General features: G+C 38.8%; 18 protein-coding genes, 3 tRNA genes and 3 rRNA genes. All 24 read right to left on the reverse strand.

Annotated elements, in window-relative coordinates; genetic code table 11:
* Entirely contained in the window at positions 1–663 is a 663-nt protein-coding gene (tsaB, locus tag KFV12_RS11445; RefSeq protein ID WP_111715549.1) for a tRNA (adenosine(37)-N6)-threonylcarbamoyltransferase complex dimerization subunit type 1 TsaB, read from the reverse strand.
* Complete coding sequence (gene tsaE / locus KFV12_RS11450; RefSeq protein ID WP_254256809.1) at positions 635–1,105, reverse strand: tRNA (adenosine(37)-N6)-threonylcarbamoyltransferase complex ATPase subunit type 1 TsaE; 471 nt, start codon at positions 1,103–1,105, stop codon at positions 635–637. The genes tsaB and tsaE overlap by 29 nt, the downstream gene beginning before the upstream one ends.
* A 251-nt stretch (positions 1,106–1,356) precedes the next feature.
* Positions 1,357–1,471: ribosomal RNA gene (rrf, locus tag KFV12_RS11455) — 5S ribosomal RNA — on the reverse strand.
* 94 nt (positions 1,472–1,565) lie between these two features.
* Positions 1,566–4,491: ribosomal RNA gene (locus KFV12_RS11460) — 23S ribosomal RNA — on the reverse strand.
* 242 nt (positions 4,492–4,733) lie between these two features.
* Positions 4,734–6,287, reverse strand: a 16S ribosomal RNA gene (locus tag KFV12_RS11465).
* The 16S, 23S and 5S rRNA genes sit together here with 3 tRNA genes alongside, the layout of an rRNA operon.
* Before the next feature lie 131 nt (positions 6,288–6,418).
* Positions 6,419–6,492 (reverse strand) — tRNA-Gly (locus KFV12_RS11470).
* 26 nt (positions 6,493–6,518) lie between these two features.
* Positions 6,519–6,601 (reverse strand) — tRNA-Leu (locus KFV12_RS11475).
* Positions 6,602–6,738: 137 nt separating this feature from the next.
* Positions 6,739–6,810 (reverse strand) — tRNA-Glu (locus KFV12_RS11480).
* 168 nt (positions 6,811–6,978) lie between these two features.
* A complete protein-coding gene (locus KFV12_RS11485; RefSeq protein ID WP_254256810.1) occupies positions 6,979–7,428 on the reverse strand; it encodes a SprT family protein in 450 nt (149 codons plus the stop codon).
* Positions 7,418–9,568 carry a Tex family protein gene (locus KFV12_RS11490; protein WP_111716744.1) on the reverse strand — a complete coding sequence of 717 codons (2,151 nt, stop codon included), beginning with the start codon at positions 9,566–9,568 and terminating at the stop codon, positions 7,418–7,420. Before KFV12_RS11490 ends, KFV12_RS11485 begins: the two co-directional genes overlap by 11 nt.
* 80 nt (positions 9,569–9,648) lie before the next feature.
* Entirely contained in the window at positions 9,649–10,416 is a 768-nt protein-coding gene (gene sigB / locus KFV12_RS11495) for an RNA polymerase sigma factor SigB (RefSeq protein ID WP_099581373.1), read from the reverse strand.
* Between the two features lie 10 nt (positions 10,417–10,426).
* On the reverse strand, positions 10,427–10,867 hold the full coding sequence (rsbW, locus tag KFV12_RS11500; RefSeq protein WP_111716742.1) for an anti-sigma B factor RsbW: 441 nt from the start codon (positions 10,865–10,867) through the stop codon (positions 10,427–10,429).
* Position 10,868: 1 nt separating this feature from the next.
* Entirely contained in the window at positions 10,869–11,195 is a 327-nt protein-coding gene (locus KFV12_RS11505; RefSeq protein WP_254256811.1) for an anti-sigma factor antagonist, read from the reverse strand.
* An 89-nt stretch (positions 11,196–11,284) separates the two neighbouring features.
* Positions 11,285–12,283, reverse strand: coding sequence for a SpoIIE family protein phosphatase (locus KFV12_RS11510; RefSeq protein ID WP_372486733.1), 999 nt, complete (start codon positions 12,281–12,283; stop codon positions 11,285–11,287).
* A gap of 58 nt (positions 12,284–12,341) precedes the next feature.
* Positions 12,342–12,704, reverse strand: a complete 363-nt coding sequence (locus KFV12_RS11515) for a type II toxin-antitoxin system PemK/MazF family toxin (RefSeq protein WP_096078043.1) — start codon at positions 12,702–12,704, stop codon at positions 12,342–12,344.
* Entirely contained in the window at positions 12,705–12,851 is a 147-nt protein-coding gene (locus tag KFV12_RS11520) for a hypothetical protein (protein WP_170122538.1), read from the reverse strand. It abuts the gene before it with no gap.
* A gap of 62 nt (positions 12,852–12,913) precedes the next feature.
* Positions 12,914–14,059: an alanine racemase gene (alr, locus tag KFV12_RS11525; protein ID WP_254256812.1), complete on the reverse strand. Its 1,146-nt coding sequence runs from the start codon at positions 14,057–14,059 to the stop codon at positions 12,914–12,916.
* A 56-nt stretch (positions 14,060–14,115) separates the two neighbouring features.
* Positions 14,116–14,454, reverse strand: a complete 339-nt coding sequence (gene acpS / locus KFV12_RS11530) for a holo-ACP synthase (RefSeq protein ID WP_111716735.1) — start codon at positions 14,452–14,454, stop codon at positions 14,116–14,118.
* Positions 14,447–14,926, reverse strand: coding sequence for a PH domain-containing protein (locus tag KFV12_RS11535; protein ID WP_111716733.1), 480 nt, complete (start codon positions 14,924–14,926; stop codon positions 14,447–14,449). The genes acpS and KFV12_RS11535 overlap by 8 nt, the downstream gene beginning before the upstream one ends.
* Positions 14,919–16,424: a PH domain-containing protein gene (locus KFV12_RS11540; RefSeq protein WP_239243284.1), complete on the reverse strand. Its 1,506-nt coding sequence runs from the start codon at positions 16,422–16,424 to the stop codon at positions 14,919–14,921. Before KFV12_RS11540 ends, KFV12_RS11535 begins: the two co-directional genes overlap by 8 nt.
* The gene (locus tag KFV12_RS11545) at positions 16,411–16,890 is read right to left on the reverse strand and encodes a PH domain-containing protein (protein WP_170122537.1); all 480 of its coding nucleotides are present in this window, start codon (positions 16,888–16,890) and stop codon (positions 16,411–16,413) included. The genes KFV12_RS11540 and KFV12_RS11545 overlap by 14 nt, the downstream gene beginning before the upstream one ends.
* 574 nt (positions 16,891–17,464) lie before the next feature.
* Positions 17,465–18,982 (reverse strand): degradosome RNA helicase CshA, encoded by a 1,518-nt coding sequence (gene cshA, locus KFV12_RS11550; protein WP_111716727.1) that lies wholly within the window; start codon positions 18,980–18,982, stop codon positions 17,465–17,467.
* 268 nt (positions 18,983–19,250) lie between these two features.
* Positions 19,251–20,588, reverse strand: a complete 1,338-nt coding sequence (locus KFV12_RS11555; protein WP_254256813.1) for a UDP-N-acetylmuramoyl-tripeptide--D-alanyl-D-alanine ligase — start codon at positions 20,586–20,588, stop codon at positions 19,251–19,253.
* 5 nt (positions 20,589–20,593) lie between these two features.
* A complete protein-coding gene (locus tag KFV12_RS11560; RefSeq protein WP_111716722.1) occupies positions 20,594–21,664 on the reverse strand; it encodes a D-alanine--D-alanine ligase in 1,071 nt (356 codons plus the stop codon).
* Between the last annotated feature and the right edge of the window lies 1 nt (position 21,665).

Raw genomic sequence — 21,665 nt, forward strand, 5'->3', positions numbered from 1 at the left:
TTAAGCCTGATTGTTCTGCCAATTACGCTCAGCCTCTGATATTCTTAAATACGTAGGTTCAAACGTATGTGCATTGACTAAATACGATTCATTAATGAGTCTTCTCATTTCAGCACTGCGAGGAATACAATAGTAAGATGGACCTTTTAACTGTTCTGCCAGTTTCTCAGCATCCATTCCAATAAATAGATACGGTAAATGTTGTTCTTTTAATTTTTGATTTAATTCATCAATTGATATATACGTATCATCTTCAACAAGTTCTAATTTAACACCCTTGTATCGATATATGCCCGCATATACGTGGTTACGTCGAGCATCAATAACAGGTATCAATAAAAATTCATGCATTCTCACAGTTGCAGCAATGGCAGCTAAACTAGATACAGCATATAAGGGAATATTTAAAGTATAAGCAAGTGTCTTTGCAGCTGTAACACCTATACGTAACCCTGTATATGAACCTGGTCCTTTTGCCACTACAATGCCTTCAATATCTTTCATTTCAAGTTTTGTATATTCTAAAAGAGATTCAATCTGAGACATCATTGTAATTGAATGGTTGATTCTCATGCCACTATTAAATTCTGCTAACACTTCATTACCTTCAGTAATAGCAACAGATAACGGTTGATTACTCGTATCGATATGTAGTAGTCTCATACTCAATTTGCTCCTTTAAATTTGTTGAACGATTACCATGTGACGAAAGTTTAAATAAACGTCTCGTATCATCAATACGCTCTATTTCAATTTGCAGATAATCATCAGGCAGAAAGTCAGCAATCATTTGTGGCCACTCTACTAAAGTAACACCATCACCATAAAAATAATCATCAAATCCTAAATCATCTTCCGCACCTACTAAACGGTAACAATCCATATGATGAAACGGGATGCGCGCTTCATAAGATTTAATGATATTAAACGTTGGAGAACTGATAACAGATGCTACACCTAACGCCTGTCCAAAATATTGACTAAATGTTGTTTTACCCACTCCAAGATCACCTTTTAACAAAATAACTGTTTGTGGCTTTGAAAATTGGGCAATTGTTGTAGCAAGTTTTTGCGTTTCTTCTATTGAATTAATTAGTAATTCCATTTTCTTCACCTATTTTTCAAATATATATTATTGTATCATGAAATGTTTGTATTAATGTAATTGATTGATGGATAATAATACTTCTTTTGTTTGATGAGTTGGCTGCATTGTTGTGTTGCAGCCAACTCACTTTAAATACTATGATTAGAAATCGTGCGAGTGGGCGAAATAGTTATTATTTCGCCCACTCATATAAACATATGATTAAATATATAAACAAAAAAGAGACCCCGAAGGATCTCTTATGAATTGCCCGGCAACGTCCTACTCTCGCGGATCGTAAGACCAACTACCATCGGCGCTAGAGAGCTTAACTTCTGTGTTCGGTATGGGAACAGGTGTGACCTCTCTGCCATCGTCACCAGACAAATGAAAGATAATATATTATACTTTCAAAACTAGATAAGTAAGAAGAAAATTTAGATATTACCCGGCAATACCGAATAAAAAATCTATAAAATTGATTAAGTCTTCGATCGATTAGTATTCGTCAGCTCCATACATTACTGTACTTCCACCTCGAACCTATTAACCTCATCATCTTTGAGGGATCTTATAACCGAAGTTGGGAAATCTCATCTTGAGGGGGGCTTCATGCTTAGATGCTTTCAGCACTTATCCCGTCCATACATAGCTACCCAGCTATGCCGCTGGCGCGACAACTGGTACACCAGAGGTATGTCCATCCCGGTCCTCTCGTACTAAGGACAGCTCCTCTCAAATTTCCTACGCCCACGACGGATAGGGACCGAACTGTCTCACGACGTTCTGAACCCAGCTCGCGTACCGCTTTAATGGGCGAACAGCCCAACCCTTGGGACCGACTACAGCCCCAGGATGCGATGAGCCGACATCGAGGTGCCAAACCTCCCCGTCGATGTGAACTCTTGGGGGAGATAAGCCTGTTATCCCCGGGGTAGCTTTTATCCGTTGAGCGATGGCCCTTCCATGCGGAACCACCGGATCACTAAGTCCGTCTTTCGACCCTGCTCGACTTGTAGGTCTCGCAGTCAAGCTCCCTTGTGCCTTTACACTCTGCGAATGATTTCCAACCATTCTGAGGGAACCTTTGAGCGCCTCCGTTACTCTTTAGGAGGCGACCGCCCCAGTCAAACTGCCCGCCTGACACTGTCTCCCACCACGATAAGTGGTGCGGGTTAGAAAGTCAACACAGCCAGGGTAGTATCCCACCAACGCCTCCACGTAAGCTGACGCTCACGCTTCAAAGGCTCCTACCTATCCTGTACAAGCTGTGCCGAATTTCAATATCAGGCTGCAGTAAAGCTCCACGGGGTCTTTCCGTCCTGTCGCGGGTAACCTGCATCTTCACAGGTACTATGATTTCACCGAGTCTCTCGTTGAGACAGTGCCCAAATCGTTACGCCTTTCGTGCGGGTCGGAACTTACCCGACAAGGAATTTCGCTACCTTAGGACCGTTATAGTTACGGCCGCCGTTTACTGGGGCTTCAATTCGTAGCTTCGCGAGATGCTAACCACTCCTTTTAACCTTCCAGCACCGGGCAGGCGTCAGCCCCTATACGTCACCTTACGGTTTTGCAGAGACCTGTGTTTTTGATAAACAGTCGCTTGGGCCTATTCACTGCGGCTCTTCAAGGCTTGCACCCTAAAAAGCACCCCTTCTCCCGAAGTTACGGGGTCATTTTGCCGAGTTCCTTAACGAGAGTTCGCTCGCTCACCTTAGAATTCTCATCTTGACTACCTGTGTCGGTTTGCGGTACGGGCACCTAATTTCTAACTAGAGGCTTTTCTTGGCAGTGTGAAATCAACGACTTCGCTACTATAATTTCGCTCCCCATCACACCTTGACCTTAAGAGTACCGGATTTGCCTAATACTCAGTCTCAGTGCTTGGACGTACATAACCAACAGTACGCTTCGCCTATCCTACTGCGTCCCCCCATCGTTCAAACAATCTTAGGTGGTACAGGAATATCTACCTGTTATCCATCGCCTACGCCATTCGGCCTCGGCTTAGGTCCCGACTAACCCAGAGCGGACGAGCCTTCCTCTGGAAACCTTAGTCAATCGGTGGACGGGATTCTCACCCGTCTTTCGCTACTCACACCGGCATTCTCACTTCTAAGCGCTCCACATGTCCTTGCGATCATGCTTCGACGCTGCTTAGAACGCTCTCCTACCATTGTCCATTGGACAATCCACAGCTTCGGTAATATGTTTAGCCCCGGTACATTTTCGGCGCAGCGTCACTCGACTAGTGAGCTATTACGCACTCTTTAAATGATGGCTGCTTCTAAGCCAACATCCTAGTTGTCTGGGCAACGCCACATCCTTTTCCACTTAACATATATTTTGGGACCTTAGCTGGTGGTCTGGGCTGTTTCCCTCTCGACTACGGACCTTATCACCCGCAGTCTGACTCCCGTGTTAAATTATTTGGCATTCGGAGTTTGTCTGAATTCGGTAACCCGAGGGGGGCCCCTAGTCCAAACAGTGCTCTACCTCCAATAATCATCACACGAGGCTAGCCCTAAAGCTATTTCGGAGAGAACCAGCTATCTCCAGGTTCGATTGGAATTTCTCCGCTACCCACACCTCATCCGCTCACTTTTCAACGTAAGTCGGTTCGGTCCTCCATTCAGTGTTACCTGAACTTCAACCTGGACATGGGTAGATCACCTGGTTTCGGGTCTACGACCTGATACTCATTCGCCCTATTCAGACTCGCTTTCGCTACGGCTCCACATATACTGCTTAACCTTGCATCAAATCGTAACTCGCCGGTTCATTCTACAAAAGGCACGCCATCACCCATTAACGGGCTCTGACTACTTGTAAGCACACGGTTTCAGGTTCTATTTCACTCCCCTTCCGGGGTGCTTTTCACCTTTCCCTCACGGTACTGGTTCACTATCGGTCACTAGAGAGTATTTAGCCTTGGGAGATGGTCCTCCCGGATTCCGACGGAATTCCACGTGTTCCGCCGTACTCAGGATCCACTCAGGAGAGAACAACTTTTCGACTACAGGGCCTTTACCTTCTATGGCTGACTTTTCCAAAGTCATTCGTCTAAACTGTTCCTTTGTAACTCCGTATTGAGTGTCCTACAACCCCAGAGAGCAAGCTCTCTGGTTTGGGCTCTTCCCGTTTCGCTCGCCGCTACTAAGGGAATCGAGTTTTCTTTCTCTTCCTCCGGGTACTTAGATGTTTCAGTTCTCCGGGTGTGCCTTCTCATATACTATGTATTCATATATGGATAACATGACATAACTCATGCTGGGTTTCCCCATTCGGAAATCTCTGGATCAAAGCTTACTTACAGCTCCCCAAAGCATATCGTCGTTAGTAACGTCCTTCTTCGGCTTCTAGTGCCAAGGCATCCACCGTGCGCCCTTAATAACTTAATCTGTTATTAATAATTGTGATGTCTGCATAAATGCAGACGCGCGATTTTTTTAAGAATTCAAAAATGAACTCACTCGGTTTTGCTTGGTAAAATCTTTTATTTCTTCTTACTTTATCTAGTTTTCAAAGTACAATTTGAATGACTTACTGGACCGAAGGTCCGATAAACATTCAAAACTGAATACAATATGTCAATGTTAATCCCTATCAGACCTAAAGGTCTGATTTCCGTAATTATCCTTAGAAAGGAGGTGATCCAGCCGCACCTTCCGATACGGCTACCTTGTTACGACTTCACCCCAATCATCTGTCCCACCTTCGACGGCTAGCTCCTAAAAGGTTACTCCACCGGCTTCGGGTGTTACAAACTCTCGTGGTGTGACGGGCGGTGTGTACAAGACCCGGGAACGTATTCACCGTAGCATGCTGATCTACGATTACTAGCGATTCCAGCTTCATGTAGTCGAGTTGCAGACTACAATCCGAACTGAGAATGGTTTTATGGGATTTGCTTGACCTCGCGGTTTTGCTGCCCTTTGTACCATCCATTGTAGCACGTGTGTAGCCCAAATCATAAGGGGCATGATGATTTGACGTCATCCCCACCTTCCTCCGGTTTGTCACCGGCAGTCTCTCTAGAGTGCCCAACTTAATGATGGCAACTAAAGATAAGGGTTGCGCTCGTTGCGGGACTTAACCCAACATCTCACGACACGAGCTGACGACAACCATGCACCACCTGTCACTTTGTCCCCCGAAGGGGAAAGCTCTATCTCTAGAGTTGTCAAAGGATGTCAAGATTTGGTAAGGTTCTTCGCGTTGCTTCGAATTAAACCACATGCTCCACCGCTTGTGCGGGTCCCCGTCAATTCCTTTGAGTTTCAGTCTTGCGACCGTACTCCCCAGGCGGAGTGCTTAATGCGTTAGCTGCAGCACTGAGGGGCGGAAACCCCCCAACACTTAGCACTCATCGTTTACGGCGTGGACTACCAGGGTATCTAATCCTGTTTGATCCCCACGCTTTCGCACCTCAGCGTCAGTTACAGACCAGAGAGCCGCCTTCGCCACTGGTGTTCCTCCATATCTCTGCGCATTTCACCGCTACACATGGAATTCCACTCTCCTCTTCTGTACTCAAGTCTCCCAGTTTCCAATGACCCTCCCCGGTTGAGCCGGGGGCTTTCACATCAGACTTAAGAGACCGCCTACGCGCGCTTTACGCCCAATAATTCCGGATAACGCTTGCCACCTACGTATTACCGCGGCTGCTGGCACGTAGTTAGCCGTGGCTTTCTGGTAAGGTACCGTCAAGGTACGTTCAGTTACTAACGTACTTGTTCTTCCCTTACAACAGAGTTTTACGATCCGAAAACCTTCTTCACTCACGCGGCGTTGCTCCGTCAGACTTTCGTCCATTGCGGAAGATTCCCTACTGCTGCCTCCCGTAGGAGTCTGGGCCGTGTCTCAGTCCCAGTGTGGCCGATCACCCTCTCAGGTCGGCTATGTATCGTTGCCTTGGTGAGCCGTTACCTCACCAACTAGCTAATACACCGCAGGTCCATCTATAAGTGACAGCAGAACCGTCTTTCACTATTGCTTCATGCGAAGCTAAATATTATCCGGTATTAGCTCCGGTTTCCCGAAGTTATCCCAGTCTTATAGGTAGGTTACCCACGTGTTACTCACCCGTCCGCCGCTAAAATCGAGAGGTGCAAGCACCTCTGTCAATTCGCTCGACTTGCATGTATTAGGCACGCCGCCAGCGTTCATCCTGAGCCAGGATCAAACTCTCCATAATAGTTTGTTTGATAATGCTCTTTGATTGCTTATGGCAATCACTCTTGGGAGTGAACGAAGTTCACTCAAATTATTGGAATTAACGTTGACATATTGTCATTCAGTTTTCAATGTTCATGTTTTAAAAATTTATGGAGCGGGTGATCGGAATCGAACCGACAACATCAGCTTGGAAGGCTGAGGTTTTACCACTAAACTACACCCGCATTATTATTATGTGTTAAAAGTAAAGTGCGACCGAGAGGATTTGAACCTCCACTGGAATACTCCAACTAGGCCCTCAACCTAGCGCGTCTGCCGTTCCGCCACGATCGCGCGTTGGCATGTTCTCACTCGTTATCTCTTTTAACGACAAGATTAAGTATATAATGTTTTGATTAATAAGTCAACAACTTTTTAAAAGTTTTTTTAATTTCTTAAATCTTTTATTAAGATTGTTAATTTATTAAAAGTGACCCCTACGGGATTCGAACCCGTGTTACCGCCGTGAAAGGGCGGTGTCTTAACCGCTTGACCAAGGGGCCGTGTTTTCAACAACGAAATTAATCTTATAATGATTCAGAAATAAAGTCAACAGTTTTTATAAAAAAACTTCTCGAATTGTAAACTTTCCTATCAATCCTTTAAAAAAGCATTATAAATGACACTAAAATACACAAATGAAAACAGCGCACCCATGGGTACGCTGCGCTTTACCATACTTTTGTTATTGAGATTTCTCCCAAACACTTCGAACATTTATACTTCCCTGTATTCACTTTACGTTTTCTTAAGTAAGTCTGTCCGCATTTTTTACATGCATATGTGTATTTATAACCTTTGACAGAAGGAATCATCTCACAAAATCTAGGCGCTCCAACTTTTTCAGATAGATTTTTAAAGTCTTTATCGCGATGTTTATATCCTTTCCCTGCTATATGTAAGTGATAATGCACGAGCTCATGTTTAATAATATCAACAACCGCATTCTCACCGAAAGTAATATATTGCTTCGGATTAATCTCTATATTATGACTGTTCAATAAATATCTGCCACCAGTAGTGCGTAAGCGATTGTTAAATGTCGCAAGATGCTCAAAAGGTTTATCAAAATATTCAATGGAGATACGTTCAACTAGCTGCTGTAAATCACTATTTTGCATTTGGATCCTTCATTGTTAATGCAACTTTACCTTTATCTTCAAAGATATCTTCAATCCACACATCGACAATATCTCCGACTGACACTACATCTGTAGGATGCTTAACAAATTTATTTGATAATTTTGAAATGTGCACTAAACCATCCTGTTTCACGCCAATATCTACAAATGCACCAAAGTCTACTACGTTACGTACAGTACCTGATAATTTCATCCCTTTACGTAAATCTTCTATTGATAGAACATCCGACTTAAGTAACGGTGTTTCAAAATCTTCACGTGGATCTCTTCCAGGTGCAATAAGTGCTGCAATGATATCTTCTAAAGTCGGTACACCGATAGAAAGTTTATCTGATGTTTGTTCCAGATTCAGTTGATTCAGTTTTTCTTTTAATGCATCGGTACCTAAATCATCAATTGTCATACCAATCGATTCGATTAACGCATATGTCGCATCATAACTTTCAGGGTGTATACCTGTATTATCTAACGGTTCACTACCATCAGGTATTCGCATAAATCCGATACTTTGTTCAAACGTCTTTTTACCGAGCCTCGGAATCTTAGCAATTTCTTTATTATGTTTAATAGGTCCATTCTCTTCACGATGTTTAATGATATTCTCAGCGACTGTAGAAGATAATCCTGAAACATACTGTAATAACGGAGCTGATGCTGTATTTACATTGACTCCAACTTTATTCACTGCAGTTTCTACAACAAATGATAAAGCTTCATTTAACGCTTTTTGGTTAACGTCATGCTGGTATTGGCCTACACCGATAGATTTTGGATCAATTTTCACAAGTTCTGATAACGGATCCTGTACACGGCGACCGATTGAAACCGCACTTCTCTCTTCTACCTGAAAATCAGGAAACTCTTTACGTGCTAGATCACTGGCAGAATAAACTGATGCTCCCGCTTCATTCACGATAATATATTTTACATCTAAATTATTTTCTTTAATAAGTGCTGCAACAAATTGTTCTGATTCACGACTTGCAGTACCGTTACCTATCGCGATTAATTCAACATTGTTCTTTGAAATTAACTCAAGCAGCTTCTTCTTTGATTCTGCTACTTTACTTACTGGCGGATGTGGATAGATAACTGCTTTTTCAACAAATGTACCAAACGCATTGATTACTGCTAATTTACATCCCGTTCTGTAAGCTGGATCTAGACCAAGAATGACTTTACCTTTAAGTGGTGCTTGTAATAAAAGATTCTCCAAGTTAACAGAGAAAATATCAATTGCCTGTGTTTCAGCTTTTTCAGTTAGTTCATTACGAATTTCACGTTCAATAGATGGTAATATTAAACGCTTTAATGCTTCTTCAATTGCCAGCTCAATATATTGATTTGAATCGACTTCTTTTTTTACCATCTGTTTGCGGATATATGTTTTTATACGTGTATCGTCGACATTTACACCTACTTTTAGTACACCTTCTTTTTCACCACGGTTAATCGCGAGTGTACGATGCGGTACAATCTTATTCACTTTTTCTGAGTAGTCATAATACATTTCAAATACTGCTTTTTCATCTTCGGCTTTTTTCTTCTTAGTAGTTACAATCAGACCATTTGTCTCTACAAACTTTAATATGTATTCTCGATACTTCGGCTCATCTGAAATAATTTCAGCAATAATATCAATCGCACCATTGATTGCAGCTTCAACATCTTCAACCTCTTCATTTATAAAGTTTCGTGCCTCACTTACAATATCTTTCCCTTCAAAAGAAAGGATCATCTGTGCCAAAGGCTCAAGACCTTTACGCTTCGCTTCTGTAGCACGTGTCTTCTTCTTTTGTTTAAACGGACGATATAAGTCTTCTACACGTTGAAGCTTCACCTGCTCCATGATTTCCTGACGTAATTCATCTGTAAGCAAACCTTGTGCTTCAATTGTTCGGATAACATCATCTTTTCTTTTCTGTAGTGTTTCCATATAGCGATATTCAGTTTCAATATCTTTAATTTCAACTTCATCTAATCCACCTGTTACTTCTTTACGGTAACGTGCGATAAATGGCACTGTATTCTTTTCTTCTAAAAGGTTCAATACAGATTCAATCTGTTCTTTTTTAAATGGTAATTTTTCAATAATTAAATCAATAATATGTTTTTGCATAGCTGCCTCCTTAAGATACGTATATTTTACCACAATAGAAAAACTGCTGAAAACAGTCGCTTGTTTTCAGCAGTTATAATTTAACTTTTTTGAACAGCATCGCGTAACTTTTTAATCGCTGTACGTTGTAACCTTGAAACATGCATTTGACTTAATCCGATTTTCTCGCCTGTTTCTTTTTGGCTTAAACCTTCTATAAATGTGCATTGAATAATTTCTTTTTCACGATCAGACAAAATCGGCAATACTTTTTCTAAAATCATACGCTTTTCAGTTAATTCATAACCTTCTTCAGTATCACCCATTACATCAAGTAATGTCACCGTTGAGCCATCTTTATCAGCTTCGATAGAATGATCGACACTCAGTGCATTATAACTTTGACCCATCTCCATCGCTTCCAGTACTTCTTCTTCAGATGCTTCAATATAATCAGCAATTTCTTTAATTTTAGGAGAACGGCCGAGTTCATTTGTTAACTCATCTGTCGCTTTCTTTATCTTTGGCCCGATTTCTTTGATACGTCTCGGTACGTGCACACTCCACGTTTTATCTCTTAAATATCGTTTGATTTCTCCAATGACTGTCGGCACTAAAAACGCTTCAAATTTACGGTCAAAACTTACATCAAATCGGTTAATGGCACCAAGTAAGCCGACCATACCAACCTGTACTAAGTCTTCATGATGACTTTGACCTTTTGAATAGCGATATGCTAATGATTCAACTAACTTCTTATAATGCATAACAAGTTCGTTTTGAGCCATTTCATCTTTAGTATCTTGATAAAGCTTTATCCAAGCATTTATCTCTTCTGGAGTAACATCATTATAATTAGAACTGGTCATGAAGTTACACCTACTCCCCCGCAATATACTTTGTCATACTAATTGTAACACCGCTATCTTTCTTAACGTTTACTTCATCCATTAATGATTCGATTAAGAATAACCCTAATCCACCTTCACGAATAAAATCGATATTTTCATTTTCCTGATAAGGTCCTAATTCTGATTTAGCACGTTCATAATCAAAGCTTGTACCAGAATCAGAAACGATTACTTCTACTTTGTCTTCAAAAATGACATATCCAACTAATACATCACCTTTAACATCACCTTTGTAGGCATGTTTCACTGCATTGGTAACTGCTTCACTGACAGCAATCTTAGTGTCTTCGATATCATCGTATGAAGCACCAGCTCTATTTAAGATACCTGATAATGTTAATCGTACTAAGCCCACGTACTCAGCGGCTGCAGGAAATCTCATTTCGACATAATCATATGTTTTTTCCATATTATTCTCCCTCCACCGGCTGGTTAACATGCATAAGATCTTTTAATCCTGTAATATCAAATAATCGCTCTATACGACTATTTACACCTAATACATATAACTCTTTATTGTTTTTATTGAGTTCTTTTAATGTACCGACAAATAAGCCTAAGCCAGTACTATCCATATATGTAACTTCATCAATATGTAAATGAATATCATGTGTTCCTGCACTTCTGATAGGGACTAATACTTCTTGTAATTGTGGCACAGTTGCAACATCTAACTCTCCTGCGACATAAATCTGATAAAAACCTTCTTGTTCAATCGTATCGATAGTTAAGTTCATGAATATTCTCCTTAAAATCATAAAATTTATAAATACTTAAAATATTATAGTATAAATATGAATACCCCCAACTTGAGGATATAAACATATTATTTTGTTCTTTTTATAATTAATATCGTTAAATCATCTCTTTTTTTAGGATCACCTATCGCAATCAGTTGTTCATAGACGACTTGAACGATATCTTGCGGATGTAAATCTTTGTATTGATAAATGAAACCTAAGAGTTCTTTAGTCGTGATAAAATCACCATTCAGATGACGTATTTCAGATACACCATCCGTATAGACAATGACCATATCACCAATCTCCAGCTCCAGCTCTTCCTGATCATATCGCGTTGATGGATGTACACCAAGTACTAAACCACGTGCATCCAGTTCTTCAAAAGAATCACTTTTTTTACGATAAACGTACCCCGGCTCATGTCCAGCAGATGCATAATAGAATTTATTGTTAATTTCTTCATATAAACCGTAGAACATTGTAACGAACATGTTTTGGTTTACATTCTTTTCGACTACGCGATTTAATCGCTTTAATCCATCACTTGGCAACTGACTGTGTCCATATGAGTCCATACCGAACTTGATCATACTCATCGCAAGTGCTGCCGGAATTCCTTTCCCGATGACATCAGCAACAGCAAAGCTCATCGTACCATCTTTATGATCGATTAAGTTAAAATAATCCCCATTTACGCGATGTGCAGGCACACTAATAGCACCAATCTGAACATTATTAAGATGTGGAATTTGCGTTTTTAACATCGTCGTTTGTAAGCTCGCCGCTAAATCCATTTCTTTATCATGCGCTTCCATCACTCTAACGAGCGCTTTATAATCTCGATATGAAAATCCAAACCCGATAATCATCTCTGTTAGTACGTCCATCGCATAATGCTGTTCAATCGCGTTATAACCGGATTCAACGACGATATCTTTATGAAGTATCACGATTTCTTCAGGCGAGATATCAAGTTCGATCGCTTCAAAGCTCAATGTCTGAACATCTTCTAATGCTGTTTCTTCTTTATGCTCGATATATTGTTTAAGAATTTGAGTATATCGTTCAACAATCTTGTCAATTTGACGCATCCAACTTTCCTCCCTATAAACCTTAAAAGAGACTTTAAGATAACTTATGTTAGCCTAAAGTCTCCGAGTCATCAATAGATAAATTAAGACTAATTGCTAGTGCTGCATCAACTTCCTCCATCTTCTCTTTTGGCAGGTAAGTCAATTTTTCAATAAGTCGATTTTTATCAATTGTTCTTATTTGTTCTAATAATATCACAGAATCTTTATCTAGATGATGATTGGTCTTACCAATCTCTACGTGGGTTGGGATTTTTGATTTATTGATTTTTGCAGTAATTGCTGCAACTATAACCGTCGGACTATATTTATTTCCTATATCATTTTGAATGATTACTACAGGTCGTTTACCGCCTTGCTCTGAACCTTTAACAGGTGACAAATCAGCTAAATAAACATCGCCGCGTTTCATTTATTCACCATCAGTTTGTACTGACATATGATCCACATTATCATACACTTCACATTCAAGGAGATAATGTTCTGAAGCAATTAACAGGTTAATTTCAGCCATTGATTGATAACCTTCAATCAACTGTTGTTCTTGTAGTTTACTCATCTTTTCTCCTCCAGTTACACGATTAACATAATTTTATCAAAAAATTTGTGGCCGTACCATTTTTATTTTAATAATTCATTATATTTTTCGACCGAACCGTCAGTATTATAAAATTTCGGTAATCTTCTACTTAAACTTGTCAATACTTCATAACTAATCGTCCCGAGTTGCGCTGCCACCTGTTCAATAGATTGCTTGCTATCCGTATGATGATCGATAATAATCGCTTGTGTGCCAACAGGTGTTCCTTTAGGTACACGTGCGATAAACTGATCCATACATATACGCCCGATAATTTCAGCATCAGTTCCTGCAAGATTAATTTTATAACCTTGCAACTTTCGATTTAAGCCATCCGCATAACCTAATGGGAATGTCGCAACCGTTTCTTCATGTTCAGCAGTATACGTCGCACCATAACTAACAGTATCACCAGGCTGTATATCTTTAACGAAATTCACTGTTGAAACAAGCTGCATCGCCGGCTTTAATTTAAGTTTAGAAATACTCTGAATATACTCAGAAGGATAGTACCCATATAAGCTAATACCTAAGCGTAAAGCTGTACATGCTGAAGCATCAAAACGTAAAGCGGCTGCACTATTTTGACAATGAATATATGATGGCAGTTCGTTTGAATGAACGATATCTATAAATTTATTGTATGCAACTGACGCACTGTCATTATCTTCGTCCGCACAACTAAAATGCGTATATACACCTTCAAAGATTGTTTTATCGTGCGCTTGAACAAGATCAACAACTTGTTGATATTCCTCCTTATCACGCATGCCAATGCGACCCATTCCAGTATCCACCTTTAAATGAACCCAGAATGGTTTGTCGTCTTCGTCCAGTAACCGAAGTGCCTCTTCTAACCAGGATAATCCTGGCACAGTTAACGCTAATCTATGTTGACTTGCTTTATGTATATCTTTTGGTTCAATAATACCTAACACTAAAATTTTAGCTTTAATACCGTGCATTCTTAATTCGATTGCTTCATCAAGCGTTGCAACCGCAAAAAATTCAGCACCTTGATTATAAAGGTGTGTCGCAATTTGTACTGACCCTAGCCCATATCCATTTGCTTTAACTACTGCGATAACTGTCTTATTAGGATGTAATCTACCTACAGCTTTAAAGTTTTCATTGATCGCATCAAGATCAACATTGACGAAACTCGGTCTATATATCCTGTCACTCATCTCTCTCACCCCATCATTTAATACTCAAATTTTATCATACTTTTTGGAATAATCCATTATTCCTCTATCACTACATAAGCTGTTGCTACAGTTTCCGAATGTGCGATGCTCACATGTGCATCACTACCTACAATATAAGGCTTTCCATTATCATCATTTAAACAACAGATTTGATTAAATCTAAGTTGCCCAATGCCTGTGCCTAATGCTTTACTATAGGCTTCCTTAACACAGAACCTGCCCGCAAAAAATGCAACCTTACGTTTTTCACTTTCAAAACGATCATACAGTTCGATTTCTTTCGGATGCAAAATACGGTCAATCATCTTTTTATTTTCAAGTGATTTACGAATGCGCTCTAATTCAATAATATCTGTTCCAATACCTTTAATCATGACTGCTCCTTACATCGATGTTATTCATTTTTTGATGGATATATGCTTTTAATGTTTCGGCTTCATGTTCATGGACATAAGGTATTTCCATATCATTTTCAGCTGTAATAACCTTTAATGACTTAATATTAAAACGCTTCATGATAGGGCCTTGTTCCATTTCAACATTTTGAATCGTTACATAAGGCACAATTATTTTTTCTTTATTCCAGATACCGTTTAACGTTGTGATTTCTTCTTCACCTAATTGAAACAGTGATGTTTCATAAGTCAGTTTAGGAAATACAAAGAAATCCAGAACAAAGATTATCAATCCGATTAATGCTATTCCGATAAATACATATGGATGAACTGGAATAAAATCTTTAAACTGAATAAACCATAATACTGCTAAGACGATTAAAAAGACACTCGCTGTTAAACACGCACCAATCTTCATTAGTTTTAAGCTATCTCTATGCATCTTATTCATATTGACGTCGCTCCTTTAACAAGAACCAATCATAGATGTTTGCAGCATCAACTTGTTCGATATAATCTAAACGACATTGTATGCTGTTACTTCCTGATGAAATGCCTAAACCGACACTTCTCAAATCTGCACGATTCATAAATGGTGTGGATGATACGTCTAACCCGATAATGTTCTCTTCTTTAATAAAAGAAGTTTGCATTACAAATACACCACCATTACGCACATTAATCTGATCATCTAAAATAATATAGCCTGAATTTTTATATTTGATGATTGCTGTGATAAGGGTTAACACCATCAGCAGAATAACAATCAACCATGTATATTCAAACCAGTAATACTGAACGATACCACCAACAATTAATAATATTACCCAGGAAACCTGGAAGTATCTGCGGATACTGCGCTTTGGAATAACTTTGTTTACTTCATCAAATTGATACTTCGGAACGAGTCTTTGAATCAATTGATACGCCTCATCACGATTAATAAATGGTAATACTTCTTCATCACCTAAAATGCTGTCTTCTGAACCTTTCATTTCACTCGTTGTAGTAACGACAAATGATGTTTTATTCAATAACTTTCTAAGATAACTTTGTTTTTCTGTGACTTTCTGAATATTTTTTACTGCGATGTATTTATTTTTTCGTTCGAATAAACCATATTTAATGTTGATTAACTCACCGTCAAACTTCACAGTATACTGATGATATTTCAGCGCAGTAATAAATACCCCGATAATATAGCTAAATAACAGTGCCACTAGAATGATAATACCTACCATCATATAACTTTCTCCAACGATACTTTCCAATTTATCCAAATATCTATCCAAATTAAAAATATCATTCACCTGAGAATAAATCGCACTCACAACCGCAATGACCGTAAACATCGATGCACTTGTTGAACTCATCAAAATTAAATCCATAAAAGATAATTGATAAATCGTTTCATAAGACTTTTCGTCGTATTTAATTATATCCTCTTCTTCATGATTTCCTATTAGACTATCTTGTACAACGGCACCCTGTTGCAATTGAAATTTTCGCTGATTAATATAATCACTTAAAGCTTGAGCATCATTCTTTCCGATACTATTCAATTCAATCCCGTCACCCGCTGTTTTAATATGCATGATGACACCACCAAGCAATTGATTCGCAATCCCTGCAGAAGTATCCATCGTCTGAATTTTACCGATATATATTTCTTTTATTGTACGACTGATAATACCCTTTTGAAGCATTAATTTATCATCTTCAATCCAGTATTTTGTTATCTTTGCTTCAATCATGCTAAATATTGCACTCAATAAAGTAAATAATAAGATCAAGATAGCAAAGCCATTATCAAGTAGTGCCTCTTTAGAGAAACCATCTTTGATGATTAAGAACAACCCAAAACCTATCGGAAAGATATTACTTTTTAAAGATTTAAGCAGATTAGATAGATACGTAGAATAATGAAGTGATTTTTTAGTTGCGTCCATGATGAATCTCCTTAATTCTTGCAATAATACGTTCCGCTAACGCTTCAGCTTCTTTTGTTTCCATATAAGGTAGAACAACCATATCTCCACGTGTATAGACAGTAACAACTGCAAGATTAAATTTTTTCATGATAAATCCTTGTTCAATCTTTACTGACTGCATCAAGTCTAGTGGTACAATCTTTCTACTCATGAAAAAAGCACCACTATTCATTTCAAGTGTAGCCTGATTGAGCTGATAACGTGTGTATTTATAACTTAAAAAAATACCGAGTGAAAGAATATAGATGGGTATCAGCATCAATAAGAATATCAAGTATGTATAACGCCATTCATACAACCAATTGATACCAAAATATAATCCCGTACAGATGGCTAAAGTGAGTAATGTATAGATGCTCCATTTAATACGTCTGTATTTAGGAGTATTTGCAGGTTGTGCATGTGGTAACGGTTCAAAATACAATTCAATCGCCTCCATTTATGTAAATTATAACAAAGAACATAAGATTTTCATAAGGTGAGTATTATATGTGAAGTTTGTCTCTGTTTTTTTGTGCGGAAGTGGCGTGAGATTCATTTTGAAGACACTTACTCACGCTTGTTTCTGGTTTCGTTTGCGGAAGTGGCGGCAAATTCGATTTGAAGACACTTACTCACGCTTGTTTCTGGTTTCGTTTGCGGAAGTGGCGGCAAATTCATTTTGAAGACACTTACTCACGCTCACTTCTGGTTTTCTACACGAAAGTGGCGGCAGATTCATTTTGAAGACACTTACTCTCACTCACTTCTGGTTTTCTACACGGAAGTGGCGGCAAATTCATTTTGAAGACACTTACTCACGCTCACTTCTGGTTTTCTACACGGAAGTGGCGGCAGATTCATTTTGAAGACACTTACTCTCACTCACTTCTGGTTTTCTACACGGAAGTGGCGGCAGATTCATTTTGAAGACACTTACTCACTCATCCCCCCCAAAAAAAACAAAAAACACCTCAAACTAATCTCTTCGATTAATTCAAGGTGTCTAAAATAACTATTTATTTTTTATGGTCTGCAAATGTTCTTGCTTTAAAAGGTTTTTTTCCGCCTTTTGAAGCACCTGCTTTACCAGAACGATCAAATGATTTACGACGGTTATCTTTACCACCATCTTTAGAACGACTGCGAGATCCGCCTGGACGTCCGCTGTTTCCACCGCGGCCACGGCCATAAGATTTACCGCTTCCGCCTTTACGGCCAAGTGGTTTTTCGAATGTTAATTGTACATCCACATCGTTATTAGATTTAATTAATTCTTGTAATAATGATGCTACTAATTTCACATCACCATGTTCGTTAATTAATTCCTGAGCGATTGACTCGATACGTGCTTCAGTATCTTTTTCAACCCATCCTTTAACTTTCGTCTTAACATCTAATTCACGGGCTTTCATTACTTCACCAGGTGTTGGTGGACGTAAAGCCGTCATTGTACGGTTTTTAGACTTTTCAATTTGACGGATGTAATCCATTTCAACTGGGTTAACGAATGAAATCGCCATACCATGTTTACCGGCACGGCCAGTACGACCGATACGGTGTGTATAACTTTCAACATCTTGAGGAATATCAAAGTTATAAACGTGTGATACGCCAGAAATATCTAATCCACGTGCAGCAACGTCTGTTGCAACAAGGATGTCAATTTGGTCATTTTTAAATTTCTTAAGTACTTCTAAACGTTTCGCTTGAGTGATGTCACCATGTAAACCTTCTGCACGGTATCCTTTAGAGATTAACGCACTTGTTAACTCATCTACACGACGTTTCGTACGTCCGAATACGATTGCAAGTTCAGGTTGATGAACATCTAAGAAATTCGTGAATGTATCAAACTTCTCTAATTCTTTAACGATTGTGTAATGCTCGTCGATATCAGGGTTTGAATCAACGTTTGTCATTGTCTTAACAATGATAGGATCTTTCATGAACTTTTGAACTAACTCTTGAATGGCTCTCGGCATTGTTGCAGAGAATAACATTGTTTGACGTTGTTCTTTCGGTAATTTATCCATGATAAAACGCATATCATCGATGAATCCCATATTCATCATTTCATCCGCTTCATCTAAGATTAACGTATTGATGTCTTCAGTTTTTAACGTACGACGGTTTAAATGATCGATTACACGACCAGGTGTCCCAACTACGATTTGGGGTTTCTTTTTTAATTCTCTAATTTGACGGTCAATCGGCATTCCACCGAATACTGTCGCTACTTGAATTCCTTGTCCACGACTAAATGCTTTTAATTGTTCAGCAACCTGGACAGCTAATTCACGTGTAGGAGCAAGAATTAAACTTTTGATCCCCTCTTGGCCTCTAACTTTTTCAATTAAAGGAATTCCAAAAGCACCAGTTTTACCAGTACCAGTTTGCGCTTGGCCTAATACGTCACGGCCTGCCATCGTATGAGGGATACTATCCGTTTGAATCGGTGTAGGTTCTGTAAATCCCATTTTCTCCAGCGCATTTATGGTAGGTTCGCTGATACCTAGGTCTCTAAATTTTTGCAATATTATTTCTCCTTTTATCTTTCATAAATTACGCCTCTATAGTGTGCGCATTCGACTTGTCCTCATGGCACAGAGTAATTTTCCACTCTCTTACCTATTCAACTTCTCTATCTTAGCACCTATCGTATATTTTTACAATCAATACAATTGTAAATACAAGTTTAAAAATATCAAAAAAATGACTGTAAGCTATACAGTCATTCATTTTATATGAACCGGAAATATTTTTTATTTATTTTATTTATTACGTTATTTATCCCACAATCATTTAAATAAGATGATTAATAATCGTTTCAAGCGCCATGCCGCGGCTTGCTTTAAATAGTATAACCGTTTCTGGATTTAAATATGGTATAAGTGCTTCTTCAAGTGCTTCTTTCGTTTCAAAATGCATAGCATTCGTGAAATCTTGTGCTTTATCATGGATGTATTTCGCCTCAGTGCCGACAGTAAATAAATGATCAATTGATTTATTTTCGAAATAACCACCTACTGCTTCATGATACATTTTTGAATCAGGACCGAGTTCTAACACATCACTAAACACGATAATCTTCGTCGGAACATCCATGATTGATAACGTATCAATAGAAGCACGCATGCTCGTCGGACTTGCATTATACGCGTCATTGATTAAACGGGATTTATTCTGGCCAATAATTTGTTCCATGCGCATATTTGTTAAATGCAGATGTCCTAAATTATTATTTATTACTGCGTCACTTAATCCAAGTAATCGACCAATTGCGATTGCAATCGTAGCGTTACGTGCATTATGTGCCCCAAGTGTCGGAATACTAAATTGCGCTGCTCCCACTTTAAAAGCAATACTTCTTTCAGATGCTTGTAAGTCATGAATGTAAAAATCATTATCCTGATTAAAGCCGATACTTTTAAAGTCACCATTAGTCTTATCTACTAACTCATTTAATAATGGTTCATCGCCATCATAAAATAATGGCCCCTTTAATCCTTCAGTAATTTCAAACTTAGCTTGTGCAATACCAGCGCGTGACCCTAAGTCACGCATATGACTTTCACCGATATTAGTAATTGCAGCAATATCAGGTTGTACGAGATTTGATAAAAATGCAATCTCACCAAAGCCTGACATACCCATCTCTAATATAGAAATTTCTGTGTCTTCATCTAATTGACATAACGTAATCGGTAGACCGATTTCATTATTGTAGTTCCCCTGCGTCTTCTTAACTTTAAAATTCGGTGCTAAAACAACTTCTACCATATCTTTTGTAGAGGTCTTACCGTTACTGCCTGTAATCGCAATAACTTTCGGATTTACTTCTTCTAAATAAGCTTTACCGATTGCCTGTAATGCGCTTAAAGTATCATCGACCACAACTAGCGGCAAACCTTCAGGCATATTTGGCGCATCGCTTTGCCATAAAGCAGCTGCAGCACCACTTTCAATTGCTTGCGCCACATATTGATGGCCATCAACATGTTCACCTTTAAAAGGGATAAACAATACATCCTCATTAATATGTCTTGAATCAATCGATACACCATCAATCATCACATCATGATTCCCTTTTAACGTGCCATTCGTTTGTTCTGCAATCCATTGTAAATTTCTTCTTATCATCTTAATCAGTCCATTTTGTATTTAATTTTTTTCTTTTCTGCATGACGTTCTTTTGCTAAATTAATCAGTTCAGTAATAAGTTCACTATAACTCATACCCATGTTCTGCCAAAGTAATGGATACATACTAAATTGTGTGAAACCAGGCATCGCATTTGTTTCATTGATGTAAATCGTATTGTCTTCAGTTAAGAAGAAGTCTGCACGAACTAAACCTGAACAATCTGTTGCTTTAAAAGCTTCAACAGCCATATTACGCATTGTTTCCTGAATTTCTGAAGGAATATCAGCTGGAATTTCTAACTGAACTTTCCCGTCTTTATACTTTGATTTATAATCATAAAAATCTACATCTTTGACAACTTCTCCAGGTAATGTCGTTTTAGGATTATCATTCCCTAATACCGCAACTTCAATTTCACGCGCAACGACACCTTGTTCTACTACAAGTTTACGATCAAACTGTAGCGCTTCTTCAATGCCTTGAATTAACTCTTCACGATTCGTACATTTTGAAATGCCGACAGATGATCCTAAGTTCGCAGGTTTAACAAATACCGGATACTCTAATTTATTATTAACAAGCTCTAAAATATTATGCTTATAAGTCTCATATTCACTACGTAAAAAACTTACATATGGTAATTGTGGTAACCCGCGATTTGCAAATAGTTGCTTCATCACTAATTTATCCATAGAACTTGCAGCAGCTAATACTCCATTACCCACATACGGTAAATCTAATACTTCGAATAATCCTTGTATTGTGCCGTCTTCACCATTAGGTCCGTGAAGTAATGGGAAAATGGCATCATAAGATTTACCTTCAGTAGATGCTGTTAATAGATGCATAATAGAGTCATCATTTGATGATGATAATCTTAAAGTTTCGCTATCTTCAATACGTTCAGTGATTTGTGGACCTTTAATCCATTCACCTTCGTTTGTTATATAAATTGTATCTATCGCATATGTTGCTTTGTCCATAGCGTTGATTACTGATTGTGCCGTTAAGATAGAAACCTCATGCTCAGCACTTTTACCGCCATAGACGATACATATATTTTGTTTAGACATG

The organism is Macrococcus epidermidis (genome assembly GCF_024205965.1).
GTDB classification, from domain to species: Bacteria; Bacillota; Bacilli; order Staphylococcales; family Staphylococcaceae; genus Macrococcoides; species Macrococcoides epidermidis.

Excerpts from the sequence above, each read along its gene's own strand:
- alr (WP_254256812.1), bottom strand. The coding sequence starts at position 14,059 with ATGAGTGACAGGATATATAGACCGAGTTTCGTCAATGTTGATCTTGAT.
- acpS (WP_111716735.1), bottom strand. The coding sequence starts at position 14,454 with ATGATTAAAGGTATTGGAACAGATATTATTGAATTAGAGCGCATTCGT.
- KFV12_RS11485 (WP_254256810.1), bottom strand. The coding sequence starts at position 7,428 with ATGCAAAATAGTGATTTACAGCAGCTAGTTGAACGTATCTCCATTGAA.
- KFV12_RS11555 (WP_254256813.1), bottom strand. The coding sequence starts at position 20,588 with ATGATAAGAAGAAATTTACAATGGATTGCAGAACAAACGAATGGCACG.
- tsaB (WP_111715549.1), bottom strand. The coding sequence starts at position 663 with ATGAGACTACTACATATCGATACGAGTAATCAACCGTTATCTGTTGCT.
- tsaE (WP_254256809.1), bottom strand. The coding sequence starts at position 1,105 with ATGGAATTACTAATTAATTCAATAGAAGAAACGCAAAAACTTGCTACA.
- KFV12_RS11535 (WP_111716733.1), bottom strand. The coding sequence starts at position 14,926 with ATGAATAAGATGCATAGAGATAGCTTAAAACTAATGAAGATTGGTGCG.
- sigB (WP_099581373.1), bottom strand. The coding sequence starts at position 10,416 with ATGACCAGTTCTAATTATAATGATGTTACTCCAGAAGAGATAAATGCT.
- KFV12_RS11520 (WP_170122538.1), bottom strand. The coding sequence starts at position 12,851 with ATGAGTAAACTACAAGAACAACAGTTGATTGAAGGTTATCAATCAATG.
- KFV12_RS11515 (WP_096078043.1), bottom strand. The coding sequence starts at position 12,704 with ATGAAACGCGGCGATGTTTATTTAGCTGATTTGTCACCTGTTAAAGGT.
- rsbW (WP_111716742.1), bottom strand. The coding sequence starts at position 10,867 with ATGGAAAAAACATATGATTATGTCGAAATGAGATTTCCTGCAGCCGCT.
- KFV12_RS11505 (WP_254256811.1), bottom strand. The coding sequence starts at position 11,195 with ATGAACTTAACTATCGATACGATTGAACAAGAAGGTTTTTATCAGATT.
- KFV12_RS11540 (WP_239243284.1), bottom strand. The coding sequence starts at position 16,424 with ATGGACGCAACTAAAAAATCACTTCATTATTCTACGTATCTATCTAAT.
- KFV12_RS11490 (WP_111716744.1), bottom strand. The coding sequence starts at position 9,568 with ATGCAAAAACATATTATTGATTTAATTATTGAAAAATTACCATTTAAA.
- KFV12_RS11560 (WP_111716722.1), bottom strand. The coding sequence starts at position 21,664 with ATGTCTAAACAAAATATATGTATCGTCTATGGCGGTAAAAGTGCTGAG.